Raw genomic sequence first — 16,637 nt, 5'->3', positions numbered from 1 at the left:
GGCGGCTGTCTTTGGCCGGTGGGGCGAGTGGCGGACACGTATTGCTCCTTCGAGACGATTCGAACACGAGTCTATCGCAAACGTTCGCTTATCGCCCGGTCAGGCTGCAAAATAAGCAATAATCGAACATAGTCAACCAACATTTAGGCTTGTAATGTTCGATTATGTGTAGTTTTGTTCGTTTTCGTTTGAGCGGCGATCTGGATGTGCTGATCCGCGTTCGGACGGGAAGGGCCTCGGCGCATGGGCAAATTCGATGGCAAGCGTGTGATCGTCACCGGCGCGGGGGCCGGTATCGGACGCGCCATCGCGTTGGCCTTTGCCAATCAAGGCGCGCGCGTCGCCGTCGGCGATCTCGATCTCGAAAGCGCACAGGCTGTCGCAGCTGAAATCGGGGCCGGTGCAGAGGCCTTCCATGTCGACGTCAGCCTGCGTGGCTCGGTCGAGCCGGTCTTCGCGCGCGTGTTCGCGCTTTTCGGCGGTTGCGACATTCTGGTTTCCAATGCCGGCGTCTCTACCATGGCGCGCGCCGTGGACTTGACCGACGAGGATTGGGACTTCAACTTCCGCGTCAACACCCGCGGTGTTTTCCTCACCAACCAGATCGTCGCACGTCGGCTGCTTGCCGACGGAGGCGGCGGCGTCATCATCAATACGGCGTCGCTCGCAGCAAAGGTCGGCGCGCCGTTGCTGGCACATTACTCGGCCAGCAAATTCGCCGTACTCGGATGGACCCAGGCGCTCGCCCGCGAGCTCGCGCCGTATGGCGTGCGGGTGAACGCGGTCTGTCCGGGCTTCGTCAGGACATCGATGCAGTCGCGTGAAGTCGCGTGGGAAGCGCAACTGCGCGGCCTCACTCCGGAGGCGGTCATCGCCGACTACGTCGCGCAAACGCCACTCGGACGGCTTGAGGAGCCCGACGACGTCGCCGACGTCGTGTTGTTCCTGGCTTCCGATGCCGCGCGCTTCATGACCGGCCAGGGCATCAACGTTACCGGTGGGGTCTACATGACTTAGCGAATTCCAAAGCCGGACCGGGCAACGCGGCCGGCCGCGGGCAACGAGAGGCCGTTGGCCGCTTCGAATTGCGGCATCGGTGGAAAGATCGGGACCAGTTTTGAATCAGGAGCAAGGCCAATGACGAATATCGATCGCCGAACGCTGCTCAAAGTGATGGGAGCAACGAGCTTAACGCCGCTGGTCATCGGTGGCTCTGCCAGCCAAGCCACGGCCGAGGGGGCCGAACTGAAGCCCACCAGCACCGAGGCCGTCTATTTCCGCGGCTGGCCCTTCAAGCCCGAGGTGGTGGCCGACAATGTCAATCGGTACAACAGCGAACAGGGCGGGCATGTCGACTATCAGACGGTCACGCATGGCGACTATCCGACCCTGATGGAAAAATCGCTGATCGCCGGCGACAAGCTCGACATCATCTACGGCAATCCGCCGACGGCCGTACGCTTCCTCGAGGCCGGCTGGATCGCTCCGGCCGACGACGTGCCAAACATCGAGCAGATCAAGGCGGACATGTATGACAATGCCCGCAACGCTTTCACCTACAAGAACAAGCTGCTTGGCCTGTCCTACTTCCTGGCGATTCGGGGCCTGGTCGTCGTCAACACCGACAAGCAGAAAGAACTCGGCGTCGATGGCGTCCCTCCCAAGAACTGGGACGAGTTCTATGCCCAGGTGCTGGATCTCGCCAAGAAGGGCGGCAAGGACCTTTACATGCCGCACTGGTTTAATGAGTTCTACGGCATCAGCTGGGCCTTCATCTGGGAGGTCATCAACCGCGGCGGTGCGCAGATTGATCCCAAGACCTTTGCACCGCAGCTCACGGTCGACGGTGCGGGTGGCAAGACGCTCACGGCCTGGAAGGCGATCTACAATGCTGGTCTCGTGAAGGAAGAGGTGCTGTCGTTCAACGAGGCTGCGATCGTCGATGCGTTCAGCTCCGGCCGGTATCTGTACTCGACGCAAGCCTCATACAACCTCGCTGTCTTCAACGATCCCACCAAGTCCAAGGTCGCCGGAAAGACGAGCTTCCTGCCCTATCAGGGCCAGAGCTGGGGCCTGCTGGATTCCGCCATGTATATCAAGTCGGCGCGCAAGCGGTCGGCTGCCCTCGATGTCGATGTGGCGCGGTTCCAGAGCTGGTACGGGTACAAGGACCAGACCGGAAAGGTAGCCGTGGGCCAGCGCTGGGCAGAGAACTCCATGCTGTTTTCGGCCTACAAGACCGTCATGGAGAGCGAAACGACCAAGGCAGCCTTCAAGAAAAATCTTGTCGCTGAGGGAGACTTCGACGCGCTGCTGGCGGTCTATTCAAAAGCACCGCATCCCGACACTTGGAAGACCATCTACGCCGAAGAATACAATACGTACCTTCGCAACCGGCTTGGCCAATTCCTGCGCAACGACGAATCCGTTGAGAAGGTGATCGGGGAGATCAACGCCCAGCTCGCTTCCCTCAACAAGAAGTACAAGCTCGGGTAAACGATGAAGATGGGATCATCGCGACACCAGCGCCCCGGTGGTCCCGAAATGCGGGATGGCAAGTGGTGACGACGCATCGACGGGAATTGTCCAGCGGACAGTTCGCACTGCTGCTGTCGGTGCCGGTCATTGCCTTCCTGCTGCTGGTGATGATCTACCCGATGGGCTATGCGATCTGGCTGTCGTTCCAGGAGGTGAGCTTCTTCGGCGGTTTCCGCACCAGCTACGCCGGCTTCGCCAACTACCAGGAAGCGCTGCTGTCGCCCGACTTCTGGTGGTCCACACTGGTGACGGTCAGGTTTGTCCTGCTGTCGGTCGTTCTCTCGATTGGGATCGGGCTTGCGCTGGCAATGCTGATGAATCGCGCGGGCAAATGGCGCTCGATTCTGGGAACGATCATCATCCTGCCCTGGTCGGTTTCGCTGTACGGGGCGGGGGTGATGTGGGCTTATCTCGCGCGTGGTCAGACCGGTGTGGCGTCATCGCTGATCAACCTGATCCTCGGCACCAACACGCCAGACGCGGCGACCGAGATTTCCCTGATCTCCGGTCGCCACATCGTCGATCTGCTGGCGCTCGGAAATGCCTGGAACATCGCTCCGCTGGTGGCCTTCTTCCTGCTCGCCAGTCTGAAGACCATCCCAAGCCGGCTCTATGACCTTGCGGGGCTGGATCAATTGACGGCCTGGGAGCGCTTCGTGCACGTGACGTTGCCGCCACTGCACTACTCGTTGTTCGTGTTCACCAGCATTGCGATGATTCTCTCGATGAAGCAGCTCGACTTCATCTACGTGATGTCCGCCGGTGGCCCCGGCGACGCCTCGTCGACGCTGACCTACCGGCTCTACGAACTGGCGTTCCGGCAATCGAACTACGGGCTGTCGGCGGCGATGTCGTTCTATCTCTTGTTCCTTACCATCGGATCAGCGCTCGCGCTGCATTTCCTGTGGGGTCGCAAGCTGGAGAATCCGTGATGGGCAGGAGGGTGCTGCGCTGCGCGGGCTATGCTTTCTCGGTCACGGTCGCCGTGGTCTGGACGCTGCTGCCGATCTACTGGACGCTCAAGACTGCGTTGTTCTCGCCGGTCGAAGCCGTGGCCTTTCCGGCACCGATCTTTCCGCTCCATCCGCATCTCGCCGCGTTCTTCAACATTTTTGGATTCGGCTTCACCGATGCAAACGGCACGTATTTCATGCCGGCCGGCCAGGCGCGGCAAGTGATCAACGGCCTTATCAACAGCCTCATCGTCGCCGCGGCCGTAACTGTGATCACCCTGATGATCGTCGTTCCCCTGGCTTATGCGTTCGGGCGGTTTTCCTTCCGCGGCAAGACGGCGCTGCTGATGGCCATCCTGTTTTCCGTCGCGGTCCCACCCGTCTCCACGCTCATTCCGTTCTACATCCTGTTTATCCAGCTCGGCCTGACTGGCACGCGGTTTGGACTGGTCATCGTCAATCTAACAGTGACGGTGCCGTTCGTGACTTGGATGCTGATCGGATACTTCCGCAACTTGCCGCCGGTCGAGCGGTTGGCGCGGATCGATGGATTTTCGCGGCTAGGAACGCTGCTGCGTGTGGTGATTCCGATGGCGAGAAGCGGCATCGCGGTCGCGGCGGTGGTGTCCTTCCTGTTCGCCTGGAACGAATTCGTGTTCGCCACGCAGCTCGTGAACGGCACGGATGCGGCGACGCTGCCGACTGCGGTATCCGGATTCCTGTTCCTCCAGCCGCAACCGGGGCTTCTCTCGGCATCGTTGTGGATATCAATCGTTCCTGCAGCGCTGGTTGCCTACTATCTGCAGCGCCACATCGCATCGCTCGGCATGGTCGATGCGATTCATTGATTGGCAAGCCCGGGATTGCGCATGACCACGATCAGGCTCGAAGGATTGCGGAAGGTGTTCGGCTCGGAGACGGCCGTTGAGGACACCAATCTAGAATTCGAAAGCGGCAAGTTCGTCGTCTTTCTCGGGCCGTCCGGCTGCGGCAAGACGACGACGTTGAACATGATCGCCGGGTTCGAGACTCCGACCGAGGGACAGGTGCTGTTCGACGGCAGGTCGGTGACCGACCTCCCGCCGCATGCGCGCAACGTGGCGATGGTGTTTCAGTCGGCCCTGCTCTATCCGCATCTGACGGCGCTGGCCAATATTCAGATGAGCCTCCGGCACGCGGGGTTGTCCGTCGGCGAAATCAAGACGCGGATCTCGTCGGCGACGCAGTTCCTGAAAGTCGACCACTTGTTGGCCAAGAAGCCAAGCGCGCTGTCCGGCGGCGAGCGGCAGCGGGTCGCTTTGGCCAAGGCGATCGTCAGGCAACCGTCGGTGTTCCTGATGGACGAGCCGTTCTCGGCGCTGGATGCCGCGCTGCGCAATTCGCTGCGGGCCGAGCTGGTTCATCTGCAGAAGACGCTCGGTGTCACCACCGTTTTCGTGACCCACGATCAGATCGAAGCCATGACGATGGGCGACGTCATCGTGGTGATGAACAAGGGAAGGGTCGAGCAGGTCGGCTCTCCCGATGAGATCTACAACAGGCCGAATACCCGTTTCGTGGCCGGCTTCATCGGCTCACCGGCAATGAACTTCATCGAGGGCGTCCTCGGCGAAGGCGCAGGTACACCGCAGCTGCAGGCAAAAAACTCCTGCATCGCCTTGCCGGAACGATTGCGCGAGCGGGCGGGTGGGCGCGGCTCAACCCATTGGCTCGGCATCCGCCCTCAGCATATGCGGATATCGGACGGCTCGGCGGCGCCCTCGATCACAGGCGAGGTCTGGGCCGTCGAGCGCCACGGCAAGGAAAATGTCGTCATCGTCCAGACCATCGATGGCGGGACAATGCGCGTGTTGACGACGCCGGACGTGGCGACATCCGTCGGCGAGAAGGTCGCGCTGACATTCGACCCCGAACGGGCCTATCTGTTTTCCAGCTAGCGGAACCGGGCGGCGCATCTGCGTCTCGGCGGAAGCGAAGAGCCCATGTGCCCCCAAACAGTACTGCAGACGATCATGACGGCGATCGATAAATTCAAGCTGGACGGCAAGACCGTTGTCGTGACGGGCGGGGCCGCGGCATCGGCTATGCCGTCGCCGAACTCAGCGCGTCGGTCCGGGCCGATGTTGCGATGCTGGAGGAGTTCGGTGTCGATACCGCGCAAGGCGGCCGTTCATCAGATGGTGAAGTCGCTTGTCGTCGAACTCATGCCGCAAAGTATCCGCGTCAACGCGGTTGCGCCGGTTAGGCCTTCCGATGGTGGGGGTAGGCTCGCGCTCCTGCGTTCAATGCGGCGAGTATAGCGTGGGGGTATCCGCCACCGCCCAGCCTGACCCGCAGCCGGTACCTTGGTTTGCCGAGTTGCTCGGCTCGACTAGAAGGCGACCAAAAAAGTCCAACAGGCATATTCCCAATCGCGTCTATTCGGTAATAAGGTCCGACGAGCAGGTTGGAGGTCATCTTGCTGCACGCGGAGTGATCTGGCTTACTATGACGTTGGTCGAGGATAATTCGGTTCCCTGGCGTGTCGGCGTGCTGTTTTCGCAGACCGGCGTGACTTCGGCGATCGAGCGGACGCAGCTCAATGCGACGCTGCTGGCGATCGGGGAGATCAATGCGAGCGGCGGCGTTCTTGGCCGGCCCATAGAGCCCGTCATGTATGATCCGGCGTCCGATCCGAAAAAATTTCGTTCCTTCGCGGAGCGGTTGTTTCAGGTGGACAAGATAAAGCTGCTGTTCGCCTGCTACATGTCAAGCACGCGTAAGGCCGTGCTGCCGGTCGCCGAGGCTCATCGGGGCCTGCTGTTCTATCCCACCCTCTACGAGGGATTCGAGTATTCGCGGCACTGCATTTATACCGGCGCGGCGCCCAACCAGAACTCGCTTCAACTCGCAAGGTTCCTGCTCTCGGCTTACGGCAATCGCTTCCTGTTCGTCGGCTCGAACTACATCTACCCCTACGAGTCGAACCGCGTGATGGGCGACTTCGTCAGCCAGGGCAAGGGCAAGGTGCTCGACGAGATCTATGTGCCGCTCTATCCGGACCCGAAGGATTTCGAGCGGGTCATCAGCCGCATCAAGAAGACCTCGCCGGACGTGATCTTCTCGACTGTGGTCGGCAGCGGCACTGCCGAACTCTATGGCGCCTACCGCGCCGCCGGTTTCGATCCGACGCGGATGCCGATTGCGAGCCTAACCACCAGCGAGGCCGAGGTCGCGGAGATGGGTAACGAGGCCGCCGAGGGTCACATCACGGCCGCGCCGTTCTTCGAGACGCTGTCCTCGCCTGCCGCGCGGCGCTTTGTCAGCAGTTTCAAGGAGAAATACGGCGCGGAAGCGCCCGTCACTGCAGGTGCGGAAGCTTCCTATTTTCAGCTGCACCTGGCGATGCGGGCGGTCGCCAAATGCGGCACCGACGATCCCGAGCAGGTGCTGGCGAATTTGCGAGATGCCGAGTTTGACGCACCGCAGGGGCGGGTGCGGATCGACCCGGAGAACAACCATACTTATTTATGGCCGCGCATCGCGCGCCTCGACCGCAACGGCCGCTTTCAGGCGGTGTGGAATCCCGGCGTCCGTGTCAAGCCGGATCCGTACTGTGTGGTCCAGAGCCTGGACGACTGGTCGGTGGACGAACTGCCGCTGCTCCACTCATGAGCACCCCGTAACGGAGAGCTGGACGTGGCAATCCAAATTCTTCGTGACTTGCGGGGGTTGCGGGTCCAAGTCGTGCATCCGCCGGACGCCGAACGCACGAAACTCGTCGAACACCTCCGCCGCATCGGTTGCATGGTGGAAACCCAATGGCCTGTACCGGATTGCTGGGCCGATGGCGCGGACATCGTGCTGCTGGCGATCGAGCATGATGTCCGTCAGGAAATTCAGCGGCTTTTGAAATCGGATGATCGCCATCGTCCGACGTTGATCGCGGTGGTCAGCTACGAAGACCCGTCGACGCTGCAGCTTGTGCTCGAGGCGGGCGCGGTCGCCGTGATCGAGCGCCCCATTCGCCCGTTCGGCGTTCTCACCAACATCACGATCGCGCGCAGCCTGTGGCTGGAGCGTCGCGATGCCGAAAAGCGCGTACGCAAGCTGGAGCGCAAGCTCGCCGGCATTCAACGCATTCAGAAGGCAAAAGTGATCCTGATGGACGGTCAGGGGTTGAATGAAGCGGAAGCGTACGAGAGCATCCGCCGTCAGGCGATGTCGAAGCGGCTGTCGATGGACGACATGGCGGCCGCAATCATCCACGCAAACGAACTATTGCAATATCGCGTGAAAGGTGATTAGTTTTTAAAACGTCGACGGAGAAAATTCTCCTCTGACGTTTGTTGAACCATCGATGTTGCTGGTTTGACTCTGGCTAGGCAGCCCGAAGGATCCGCGAGGATCCGTCGGGCTTTTTTGCTTTCTGGGTCGAGTAACACCGCCGGCGCATATGCGCTTTCGGAGGCTTGATCTGCTCTGGGAATTTTTTGGTTGGAAACAACGCGCTTCGGCGCGAACGGCTAGCTATGCCTTGACACATGGGGAGTGGAGTTATGGCGATCGATAGACGCAGGTTTCTCAGGAATAGTTTGCTCGCCTCGAGCACGGTGATTACGTCGCCTTGGGTGTTCCAGACCGGCGCGCGTGCCGCGGGCGAGGTGAAGGTCGGTGTGTTGTTCTCGCTGACCGGCGGTCTCTCGATCATCGAGAAGTCGCTGCACGACGCCACCATGATGGCGATCAGCGAAATCAACGCCGCAGGCGGCATCAAGGGCATGAAGGTGACGGCGATCGCCGAAGACGGTGCGTCCGATCCGAAGACCTACAACGAAAAGGCTTCCAAGCTCGTCATCCAGGACAAGGTGCCGACCGTGTTCGGCTCCTACACCTCGGCAAGCCGCAAGGCGGTTCTGCCGGTGTTCGAGAAGCGCAACAATTTGTATTTCTACCCGACCTATTACGAAGGTTTCGAATGCTCGAAGAACGTCGTCTACACCGGCGCCGTTCCGAACCAGCAGCTCTCGAACTTCATTCCCTGGATCATCACGACGCTGGGCAAGAAGAAGTTCTTCATCGTCGGCTCGAACTACATCTATCCGCGCGAGATGGCGAAGGTCTCCAAGATCCTGATCGAGAAGAACGGCGGTGAGTGGATCGCCGACGAATATCTCGAGCTCGGCCATTCCGAATGGGGCTCGATGGTCAACAAGATCAAGGGCTCCGGCTGCGACGTGGTGCTGTCCAACGTGGTCGGCGATTCCGTGGTCGCGTTCTACCGCGAGTACAAGAATCAGGGCCTCACCCACGATAAATTGCCGATCTGCGCCACCGTGACCTCCGAGATCGAGATCGCGGCGATGGGTGCGGAATACGCCGTGGGCAGCTACACCTCGTTCCCGTACTTCCAGGCGATCGATACCGACCGCAACAAGGCCTTCGTCGAGCGCTACCGCGCGTTCGTCAAGGATCCGAAGGCAGTGACGCATCACGCGCTGGAATCCTCCTACTTCCAGGTCTTCCTGTGGAAACAGGCGGCGGAGAAGGCCGCCGAGATCACGCCGGTTGCAATCCGCGAGGCGGTCAAGGGCCAAGAGCTCGACGCGCCCAACGGCCACGTGAAGATCGATCCGGACAATCTGCACACCTACCTGACGCCGCGCATCGCGCAGTGGCTTCCGGACGGGCAGGGCAAGATCATCGACGCCTACAAGGAGCCGACGATCCCGCTGCCCTACGTCGCCTACGGTGAGACCCCGAGCAATCTGTTCTGTACGGGCCACGGGTTGGAAACGGCCAAGCTCAAAACCTGATCGCGGCACGCAGCATCCACCGCGCGCTCTGAGCGCGGTGGATGGGCAGGACGGTGGCATGCTCGAAGTTCTTTTCATCGGTCTCAGCCTTGGGTCGATCCTGCTTCTGGTCGCCCTCGGTCTTGCCATCACCTATGGCGCCATGGGGGTCATCAACATGGCCCATGGCGAGATGGTGATGGTCGGTGCCTATGTCACGGTGCTCTCCGGCATCTGGTTCGGCACCAACATCTTCGTCGCTATCCCGCTCGCCTTCGTCGTCACGGCGCTGCTCGGCCTCCTGATCGAACGTGTCGTGGTACGGCGTCTCTATGGCCGCCTGCTCGATACGCTGCTCGCGACCTGGGGCATCGCGATCCTGATCCAGCAGGCGGTGCGGCTGGAATTCGGCCTGTCGTTCCTCGGCGTCCACATCCAGGGATTGGGGCCGGGGCTGCAGAACGTCAGCGTACCCGCGAACCTGCAGGGCGCGTTCGAGATCGCCGGCGCCGGGATCAACCGCTACCGCGCTTTCATCATCCTGGTCACCGCGATTCTGGCGGTGGCGACCTGGTTCATCATTTACCGCACGTCGATCGGCACCCAGGTGCGCGCTATTATTCGCAATCCGAAGATGGCAGCCGCCTGCGGCATCGACGTCACGCGCGTCAATGCACTGACCTTTGCGTTTGGCTCGGGTCTTGCCGGCGTCGCTGGCGTGATGATGTCCGGCTTCAAGACGGTGTTTCCAGACATGGGCACGTCGATGGTGGTCGACGGCTTCCTGGTGGTGGTGATGGGAGGTGTCGGCAGCCTGCTCGGGTCGGTGCTATCGGCCGGCATTCTCGGCGAAATCAACGGGCTGGTGGCGGCCGCGACCAATGACATCCTGGCGCGCGCGGTCGTGTTCGGCGTCGTGATCGCGATCATCATTCTCAAGCCGAAGGGCCTGTTCGCCCTGAAAGGCCGCTGACGATGAGTTCGAAGCGCCGGATCGACTGGGCCGTCTACGCGGTGTTCGTCGTCTTCATCATGATCGCGCCGCTGGTGATGGATTCGTTCTGGCTCAACCGCGTCGCCAAATATCTGGTCTACGGCATGCTCGGCGTCGCGGTGGCGCTGTCTTGGGGCTATGCCGGTATCCTCAGCCTCGGCCAGGGCCTGTTCTTCGGCGCTGGTGCCTACATGCTGGCGATGTCGCTGAAGCTCGCGAGCACGACCAGCCTGCAGCAGGGCTCCGACCGGCCGGTGCCGGATTTCATGCTGTGGAACGCCGAGCCGGGCTCGAAGACCGAACTCTGCTGCATCAACAAAGCCTCGTTCCTGTGGCTGCCGTTCCAGTACCAGTGGTTCGGCCTCGCAATGGGTCTGATCCTGCCGGTTCTGATTGCAATGGTGCTCGGCACCATCGTGTTCCGCAAGCGCATCGCCGGCGTGTTCGTTTCCATCATCACACTGGCGCTGGTGTTGCTGGTCCGCCTCGTCGTGATCGACTCCCAGCCCGTCACCAACGGCTTCAACGGCCTCACCGACCTCGGCTGGTTCAAGGTCGGCGAGCTCGAGTTCGACCCCTATGTGGTCCCGACCTATTATCTCGTCGCGGTGTCGCTGAGCCTGGTGCTGGTCGGGGCGCGGCTGTTGATCGACACCCGCGCCGGGCTGATCCTGCAGGCGGTGCGCGACGATCAGGTCCGGGCGCGCTATCTCGGCTTTGACGTGCCGGCCTACCAGATCTTCTTCTTCGCGGTCTCGGCGGCGATCGCAGGCTTCGCCGGCATGCTCTATGTGGTCGTCTCGGAATTCGCCTCGCCGACCTTCATGGACCTGTCTTTCTCCATCACCATGGTGGTGTGGGCCGCGGTCGGCGGGCGTTCCTCCACCCTCGGCGCCTGCATCGGGGCCATCCTGATCAATATGATCTCGGCGACCGTGAGCGAGACCGAGGGCTTTGCCGAGGCGTGGAAGGCGATCATCGGCCTGATCTTCGTCCTGGTCGTGCTCTATCTGCCGCGCGGTCTCGCCGGCCTCGCCCATGACCTCGTCGATCGCATCGTGACCCGAAAGCCCCGCACGTCGTCTTCTGCCGTGCGCATGAGCGACGACCCGTCGTCGCAACTGGCGGAGTAGGGCAATGGCGCAGACAGCACTCACCATCGATGGACTGAGCGTCGACTTCGAAGGCTTCAAGGCCGTCAACGGCGTGACGATGACGATCGAGGATGGCGAATTGCGCGTGCTGCTGGGCGCCAACGGCGCCGGCAAGACCACGCTGATGGACCTGATCTCCGGCAAGACCAAATCGACCTCCGGCCGCGTCTTCCTGCATGACACCGACATCACCAATTGGGAGGAGCACAAGATCGCGCGCGCCGGCGTCGGGCGAAAATTCCAGATCCCCAGCGTGTTCAAGGAACTGACCGTCCGCCGCAACCTCGAAGTCGCGAGCTGTCGCAACCCCGGCGTGTTCGCCAATCTCCGCTTCGGCTTCAGCGCGGAGGCCGAGCGCAACGTCGACGAAGTGCTGGAGCTGATCGGCCTCACTGAGGAAGCCGATCGCATCGCCGCCTATCTCAGCCACGGTCAGACCCAATGGCTCGAGCTTGGATTACTGATCACGCAGAATCCAAAGATCATCCTGCTCGACGAGCCGACCGCCGGCATGACCCAGGCGGAGACGCACAAGACCTCGGAGATCGTCAATAATCTCAGAGGTCGCCACACCATTGTCGTGGTCGAGCATGACATGGCGTTCGTGCGCGAAATCGCGGAGCGCATCACCGTGCTGCATCTGGGCCAGGTGCTGGCCGAAGGCAATGTCGAGGAGATCGAGAACAATCCGAAAGTGCGAGAGGCCTATCTCGGATCGAAGGGGATCACGTGATGCTGGCCTTCGCCCATGTCGACAGCTTCTACGACCGCAGCCACATCCTGCATGACGTCTGCCTCGACGTTCCCGACGGCAAGGTCACTGCCGTGCTCGGCCGCAACGGCACCGGCAAGACCACTTTGTTGAAGACGTTGATGGGGCTGACCGACCGGATGAACGGCGGGATCCGGTTCGATGCGGTCGAGCTCGGCCGACAGCCGACGTTCCGCCGCGCCAGGGCCGGGATCGCCTATGTCCCGCAGGGGCGCGAGATCATTCCGGATTTTTCGATCCGGGAAAACATCCTGATGGGCTCGTTTGCCCGCGCCGACGGCAAGCGCGAGATTCCGCCGCTGGTGGCGGAGCTGTTCCCGTATCTGATGAACAATCTCGACCGCAACGGCGGCGTGCTTTCCGGCGGCCAGCAACAGCAGCTTGCGATCGCTCGCGCGCTCGCCGCCGATCCCAAGGTCATCCTGCTCGACGAGCCGAACGAGGGCATCCAGCCCTCGATCGTCGAGGAAATCGAAAAGATCATTATCCGGCTCAACCGCGACGTCGGGCTAACCGTCGTTCTGGTCGAGCAGAATGTCTCGTTCGTGCGCCGTGCGGCGCACCGCTTCGCCATGATGGAGAAGGGGCGCGTGGTGGCATCGGGCGAGATCGGCGAACTCAGCGACGCTCTGGTTCACCGCCATATGGCGGTGTGACCGGCGCGTGGTGGGGCGGGCGTAAGCGGTGCGGAGGAAAGGCACCGGGAAGTTTGTGACCAGACAACGGTAAGGAGAGCGATATGCTGCATGGTGATATTTCTTCAAGCAACGACACGGTGGGCGTCGCCGTCGTGAACTACAAGATGCCGCGGCTCCATACCAAGGCCGAGGTGCTCGACAACGCCCGCAAGATCGCCGACATGATCGTCGGCATGAAGACCGGGCTTCCCGGCATGGATCTGGTGATCTTCCCGGAGTATTCGACCCACGGCATCATGTACGACTCCAAGGAGATGTATGAGACGGCCTCCGTGGTGCCAGGCGACGAGACCGAGATTTTCGCCGAGGCCTGCCGCAAGGCGAAGGTCTGGGGCGTGTTCTCGCTCACCGGCGAGCGTCATGAAGAGCATCCGAAGAAGGCGCCCTATAACACCCTGATCCTGATGAACGACAAGGGCGAGATCGTGCAGAAATACCGCAAGATCATGCCCTGGGTTCCGATCGAGGGCTGGTATCCCGGCAACTGCACCTATGTGTCAGACGGTCCGAAGGGGCTGAAGGTCTCGCTGATCATCTGCGACGATGGCAACTATCCCGAAATCTGGCGCGACTGCGCCATGAAGGGCGCCGAATTGATCGTGCGCTGCCAAGGCTACATGTATCCGGCCAAGGATCAGCAGGTGATCATGGCCAAGGCGATGGCATGGGCCAACAACGTCTATGTCGCGGTGGCGAATGCCGCCGGCTTCGACGGCGTCTACTCCTATTTCGGTCACTCGGCGATCGTCGGTTTCGACGGCCGTACGCTCGGCGAATGCGGCGAAGAGGACTACGGCATCCAGTATGCCCAATTGTCGAAGTCGCTGATCCGCGACGCACGCAAGACCGGTCAATCCCAGAACCATCTCTTCAAGCTGGTCCACCGCGGCTACACCGGCATGATCAATTCCGGCGAAGGCGATCGCGGGGTCGCGGCGTGTCCTTACGAGTTCTATGCCAAGTGGATCGCCGATCCGGAAGGCACCCGGGAAATGGTCGAGTCGTTCACGCGCAGCACGGTCGGCGTGGAGGAATGCCCGATCGAGGGCATCCCGGCCAAGAAGGTCGCCCATCGCTGACGGCATGCGAGACTTTGCACCGGCGGCGCGTTCCGCCGGTGCATGAGCAGGGGAGGACGTTCGCGCTACCGGCTGGCTTCTCCGTTTCGGGGCGAGTCGCGCAGGGCGAAGCCTAACTCAAGAATAACAGAGCTTGCTGCCGCCGTCGCGCCCGCGACGGCGAACAAGAGATCATCCGCGAATTTCACCCTTACCTAAAGGACGACGAACCATGACAAGCAGTGTATCCAAGCCGGCCTCCGCCGCGGATGGCCTTCATGCCGCCGAGGACCAGGTCGATCATCTCCTCGGCAGTGAATATGAGCACGAGCCCGTGCCGATCGGCTCGCGCCGCAGCGCGTTCTCGGTCACGTTGGTCTGGCTCGGCTTTCCCATGATCATCACCGGCGCCATGACCGGCTCGATCCTCGTGCTTGGCATGGGCTTTTCACGGGCGCTGACCGCGATGATCATCGGCAATCTCATCATGTTCGCTTATGTCGGGTTGCTCGGCCTGATCGGCACCAAGCGCGGCATGAACTTCGCGCTGATTGCCAGCATCGTCTTCGGCAAGAAAGGCTACGTGTTCGCATCCGGCCTGCTGTCGACCTTGCTGCTCGGCTGGTACGCGGTGCAGACCGGGATCACCGGCGCGCTTGTCAGTTCGACCTATGGATTGAACTATGTGGCCATGACGGTCATCGCCGGGCTCCTCTATATTGGCATCACCTTCGTCGGCGTGAAGGGATTGCACTATATCGGGCTGGTGTCGGTACCGCTCTTCGTCTTGCTCGGCCTGTTCGTCGCGTTCGACGCCGCGTCCACCAGCTCGGCGTCGGCGATTTTCAACTATGCCGGCAACAACGGTACCGCCACGATGTCGATGGGCGTCGGTCTCACGGTGGTGCTGGCGCTGTTCATTGACGCCGGCACGGTGACCGCGGATTTCAACCGCTGGGCCAAGACGCCGACGGCGTCGCTGGTCGCCACCTTCAGCGCCTTTCCGTTCGCCAATCTGATCGCGATGCTGGTCGGTGGCGTGATGACGGCGGCGCTGGCGGTGCCGAACGCCAACCCCTTTGGCGCCGACAACATGTTCGGCTACATGAACGGCAAGCAGATGGCGTGGCTGAGCGCGCTGGCATTCCTGTTCCTCTACATCAACCTCGGCTCGGTCTGCTCGCACTGCCTCTACAATGCGGCCACCGGCTGGTCGCGCATCCTCGGCAACCACATGCGGGTGATGGCGATCATCCTCGGTGCCATCGGCATCGTCGTCGCCGCCGGCAATGTGTGGGCGTTCTTCATCCAGTGGTTGTCGCTGCTCGGCATTCTAGTGCCGCCGATCGGCGCCGTCATCCTGGTTGACCAGTACCTGATCCGCCCCGATGCGAAGATCGAGGCCGACTGGCGGCCTGATGCGTTCATCGCCTGGGCGGTCGGCTCGGTCTGCGCCTTCATCGTCGAGGAGCGGATGCCGTATCTGTCAACCGCGATCTCGGCCGCGCTGGTGGCGAGCATTGCCTATTATGTCATCGCTAAATCGCGCGGCGCGCGGGTGGCGGTGGCGAAGCCGCTCTGACGCTTCCAAGACCGCCGGGCCGGCCTTTGCGGAGGCCGGCCCGCTACTCCGACATATCCAGAACGAGGGCATTCATCATGAGTCTCGATTACGAAATCTACGATCTCGGCGATGTCAAGCTACAGCGCGGGGCGACGCTGCGCGATTGCAAGTTGGCCTACAAAACATTCGGTACGCTCAGCCCGAAGAAGGATAACGTCATCGTCTACCCCACCTGGTATTCGGGCCAGCACTACGACAATGAATGGCTGATCGGCGAAGGCCGCGCGCTCGATCCGACGAAATATTTCATCATCATTCCGAACATGCTCGGCAACGGGCTGTCGTCGTCGCCAAGCAACACGCCGGAGCCTTACAACGGACCGCGTTTCCCGAAGGTGACGGCCTGCGACAACGTGCGGGTGCAGCACCGCCTCGTCACCGAGAAATTCGGCATCGAGCATATTCGCCTGGTGACGGGATGGTCGATGGGGGCACTGCAGACCTTCCACTGGGGCGCGCTCTATCCGGACATGATGGACCTGATCGCGCCATTCTGCGGCTCGGCGAAATGCTCGCGGCACAATTTTGTGTTTCTCGAAGGCGTCAAGGCCGCGCTGACCGCGGACGCCGCCTGGAAGGAAGGCTGGTACACCGAGAAGCCGGCCCGTGGTCTCCGGGCGGCGGCGCGGGTCTATGCCGGCTGGGGATTCTCGCAAGCCTTCTACCGTGAGAAGCTCGACCTCGATGTGCTCGGCTATTCCTCGCTGGAGGATTTTCTGGTCGCGTTCTGGGAAGGGTTTTTCCTGCCCAAGGATCCCAACAATCTCCTGACCATGCTCTGGACCTGGCAGAACGGCGATATCAGCGACAACGAATTGTACAAGGGCGACTTCAAGGCGGCGCTCGGCGCGATCAAAGCCAAGGCTTTCGTCATGCCGGGCCAGACCGATCTGTACTTCCCGCCCGAGGACAGCAAGTTCGAGGTGGCCAACATGCCAAAGGCCGAATTCATTCCGGTGCCTTCGATCTGGGGGCATTTTGCTGGCGGGCCCGGCACCAACCCGAAGGATGTCGACTTCATCGACACCAAGCTGAAGGATCTTCTGGCCTCGTAAAGCGGATGTTTCGGCCG

15 protein-coding genes are annotated in these 16,637 nt (G+C 61.5%); all 15 read left to right on the top strand.

What is annotated here, in order from left to right:
* Positions 1-243 precede the first annotated feature (243 nt).
* The 15 genes from AC1RUR_RS25900 (at position 244) to AC1RUR_RS25830 (ending at position 16,620) form a co-directional block, all read left to right on the top strand.
* Positions 244-1,017, top strand: coding sequence for an SDR family NAD(P)-dependent oxidoreductase (locus AC1RUR_RS25900; protein ID WP_492849228.1), 774 nt, complete (start codon positions 244-246; stop codon positions 1,015-1,017).
* A 120-nt stretch (positions 1,018-1,137) separates the two neighbouring features.
* Positions 1,138-2,496: an ABC transporter substrate-binding protein gene (locus tag AC1RUR_RS25895; RefSeq protein ID WP_492849226.1), complete on the top strand. Its 1,359-nt coding sequence runs from the start codon at positions 1,138-1,140 to the stop codon at positions 2,494-2,496.
* Positions 2,497-2,561: 65 nt separating this feature from the next.
* Complete coding sequence (locus tag AC1RUR_RS25890) at positions 2,562-3,470, top strand: carbohydrate ABC transporter permease (protein WP_492849224.1); 909 nt, start codon at positions 2,562-2,564, stop codon at positions 3,468-3,470.
* 53 nt (positions 3,471-3,523) lie between these two features.
* Complete coding sequence (locus tag AC1RUR_RS25885; RefSeq protein WP_492849222.1) at positions 3,524-4,339, top strand: carbohydrate ABC transporter permease; 816 nt, start codon at positions 3,524-3,526, stop codon at positions 4,337-4,339.
* 21 nt (positions 4,340-4,360) lie between these two features.
* The gene (locus AC1RUR_RS25880; protein ID WP_492849220.1) at positions 4,361-5,428 is read left to right on the top strand and encodes an ABC transporter ATP-binding protein; all 1,068 of its coding nucleotides are present in this window, start codon (positions 4,361-4,363) and stop codon (positions 5,426-5,428) included.
* 550 nt (positions 5,429-5,978) lie between these two features.
* Entirely contained in the window at positions 5,979-7,145 is a 1,167-nt protein-coding gene (locus AC1RUR_RS25875) for a transporter substrate-binding domain-containing protein (RefSeq protein ID WP_492849384.1), read from the top strand.
* Between the two features lie 24 nt (positions 7,146-7,169).
* Complete coding sequence (locus AC1RUR_RS25870) at positions 7,170-7,778, top strand: ANTAR domain-containing response regulator (RefSeq protein ID WP_492849218.1); 609 nt, start codon at positions 7,170-7,172, stop codon at positions 7,776-7,778.
* Positions 7,779-8,029: 251 nt separating this feature from the next.
* Positions 8,030-9,286: an ABC transporter substrate-binding protein gene (locus tag AC1RUR_RS25865; protein ID WP_492849216.1), complete on the top strand. Its 1,257-nt coding sequence runs from the start codon at positions 8,030-8,032 to the stop codon at positions 9,284-9,286.
* A gap of 58 nt (positions 9,287-9,344) precedes the next feature.
* Complete coding sequence (gene urtB, locus AC1RUR_RS25860) at positions 9,345-10,238, top strand: urea ABC transporter permease subunit UrtB (protein WP_492849214.1); 894 nt, start codon at positions 9,345-9,347, stop codon at positions 10,236-10,238.
* Between the two features lie 2 nt (positions 10,239-10,240).
* Positions 10,241-11,392 (top strand): urea ABC transporter permease subunit UrtC, encoded by a 1,152-nt coding sequence (urtC, locus tag AC1RUR_RS25855; RefSeq protein WP_492849212.1) that lies wholly within the window; start codon positions 10,241-10,243, stop codon positions 11,390-11,392.
* A 4-nt stretch (positions 11,393-11,396) separates the two neighbouring features.
* A complete protein-coding gene (gene urtD, locus AC1RUR_RS25850) occupies positions 11,397-12,146 on the top strand; it encodes an urea ABC transporter ATP-binding protein UrtD (protein WP_492849210.1) in 750 nt (249 codons plus the stop codon).
* A complete protein-coding gene (gene urtE, locus AC1RUR_RS25845; RefSeq protein WP_492849208.1) occupies positions 12,146-12,841 on the top strand; it encodes an urea ABC transporter ATP-binding subunit UrtE in 696 nt (231 codons plus the stop codon). Before urtD ends, urtE begins: the two co-directional genes overlap by 1 nt.
* Before the next feature lie 83 nt (positions 12,842-12,924).
* Positions 12,925-13,962 (top strand): aliphatic amidase, encoded by a 1,038-nt coding sequence (locus tag AC1RUR_RS25840; protein WP_492849206.1) that lies wholly within the window; start codon positions 12,925-12,927, stop codon positions 13,960-13,962.
* 211 nt (positions 13,963-14,173) lie between these two features.
* Positions 14,174-15,523 carry a purine-cytosine permease family protein gene (locus tag AC1RUR_RS25835; RefSeq protein ID WP_492849204.1) on the top strand — a complete coding sequence of 450 codons (1,350 nt, stop codon included), beginning with the start codon at positions 14,174-14,176 and terminating at the stop codon, positions 15,521-15,523.
* Between the two features lie 77 nt (positions 15,524-15,600).
* Positions 15,601-16,620, top strand: coding sequence for an alpha/beta fold hydrolase (locus tag AC1RUR_RS25830; protein ID WP_492849202.1), 1,020 nt, complete (start codon positions 15,601-15,603; stop codon positions 16,618-16,620).
* Positions 16,621-16,637: the final 17 nt, after the last annotated feature.

This window comes from Bradyrhizobium sp. GW821-FHT12B03 (genome assembly GCF_058807535.1).
Note: the sequence above shows the minus strand (reverse complement) of the source record. Positions and strands in the feature narration are given on the sequence as shown.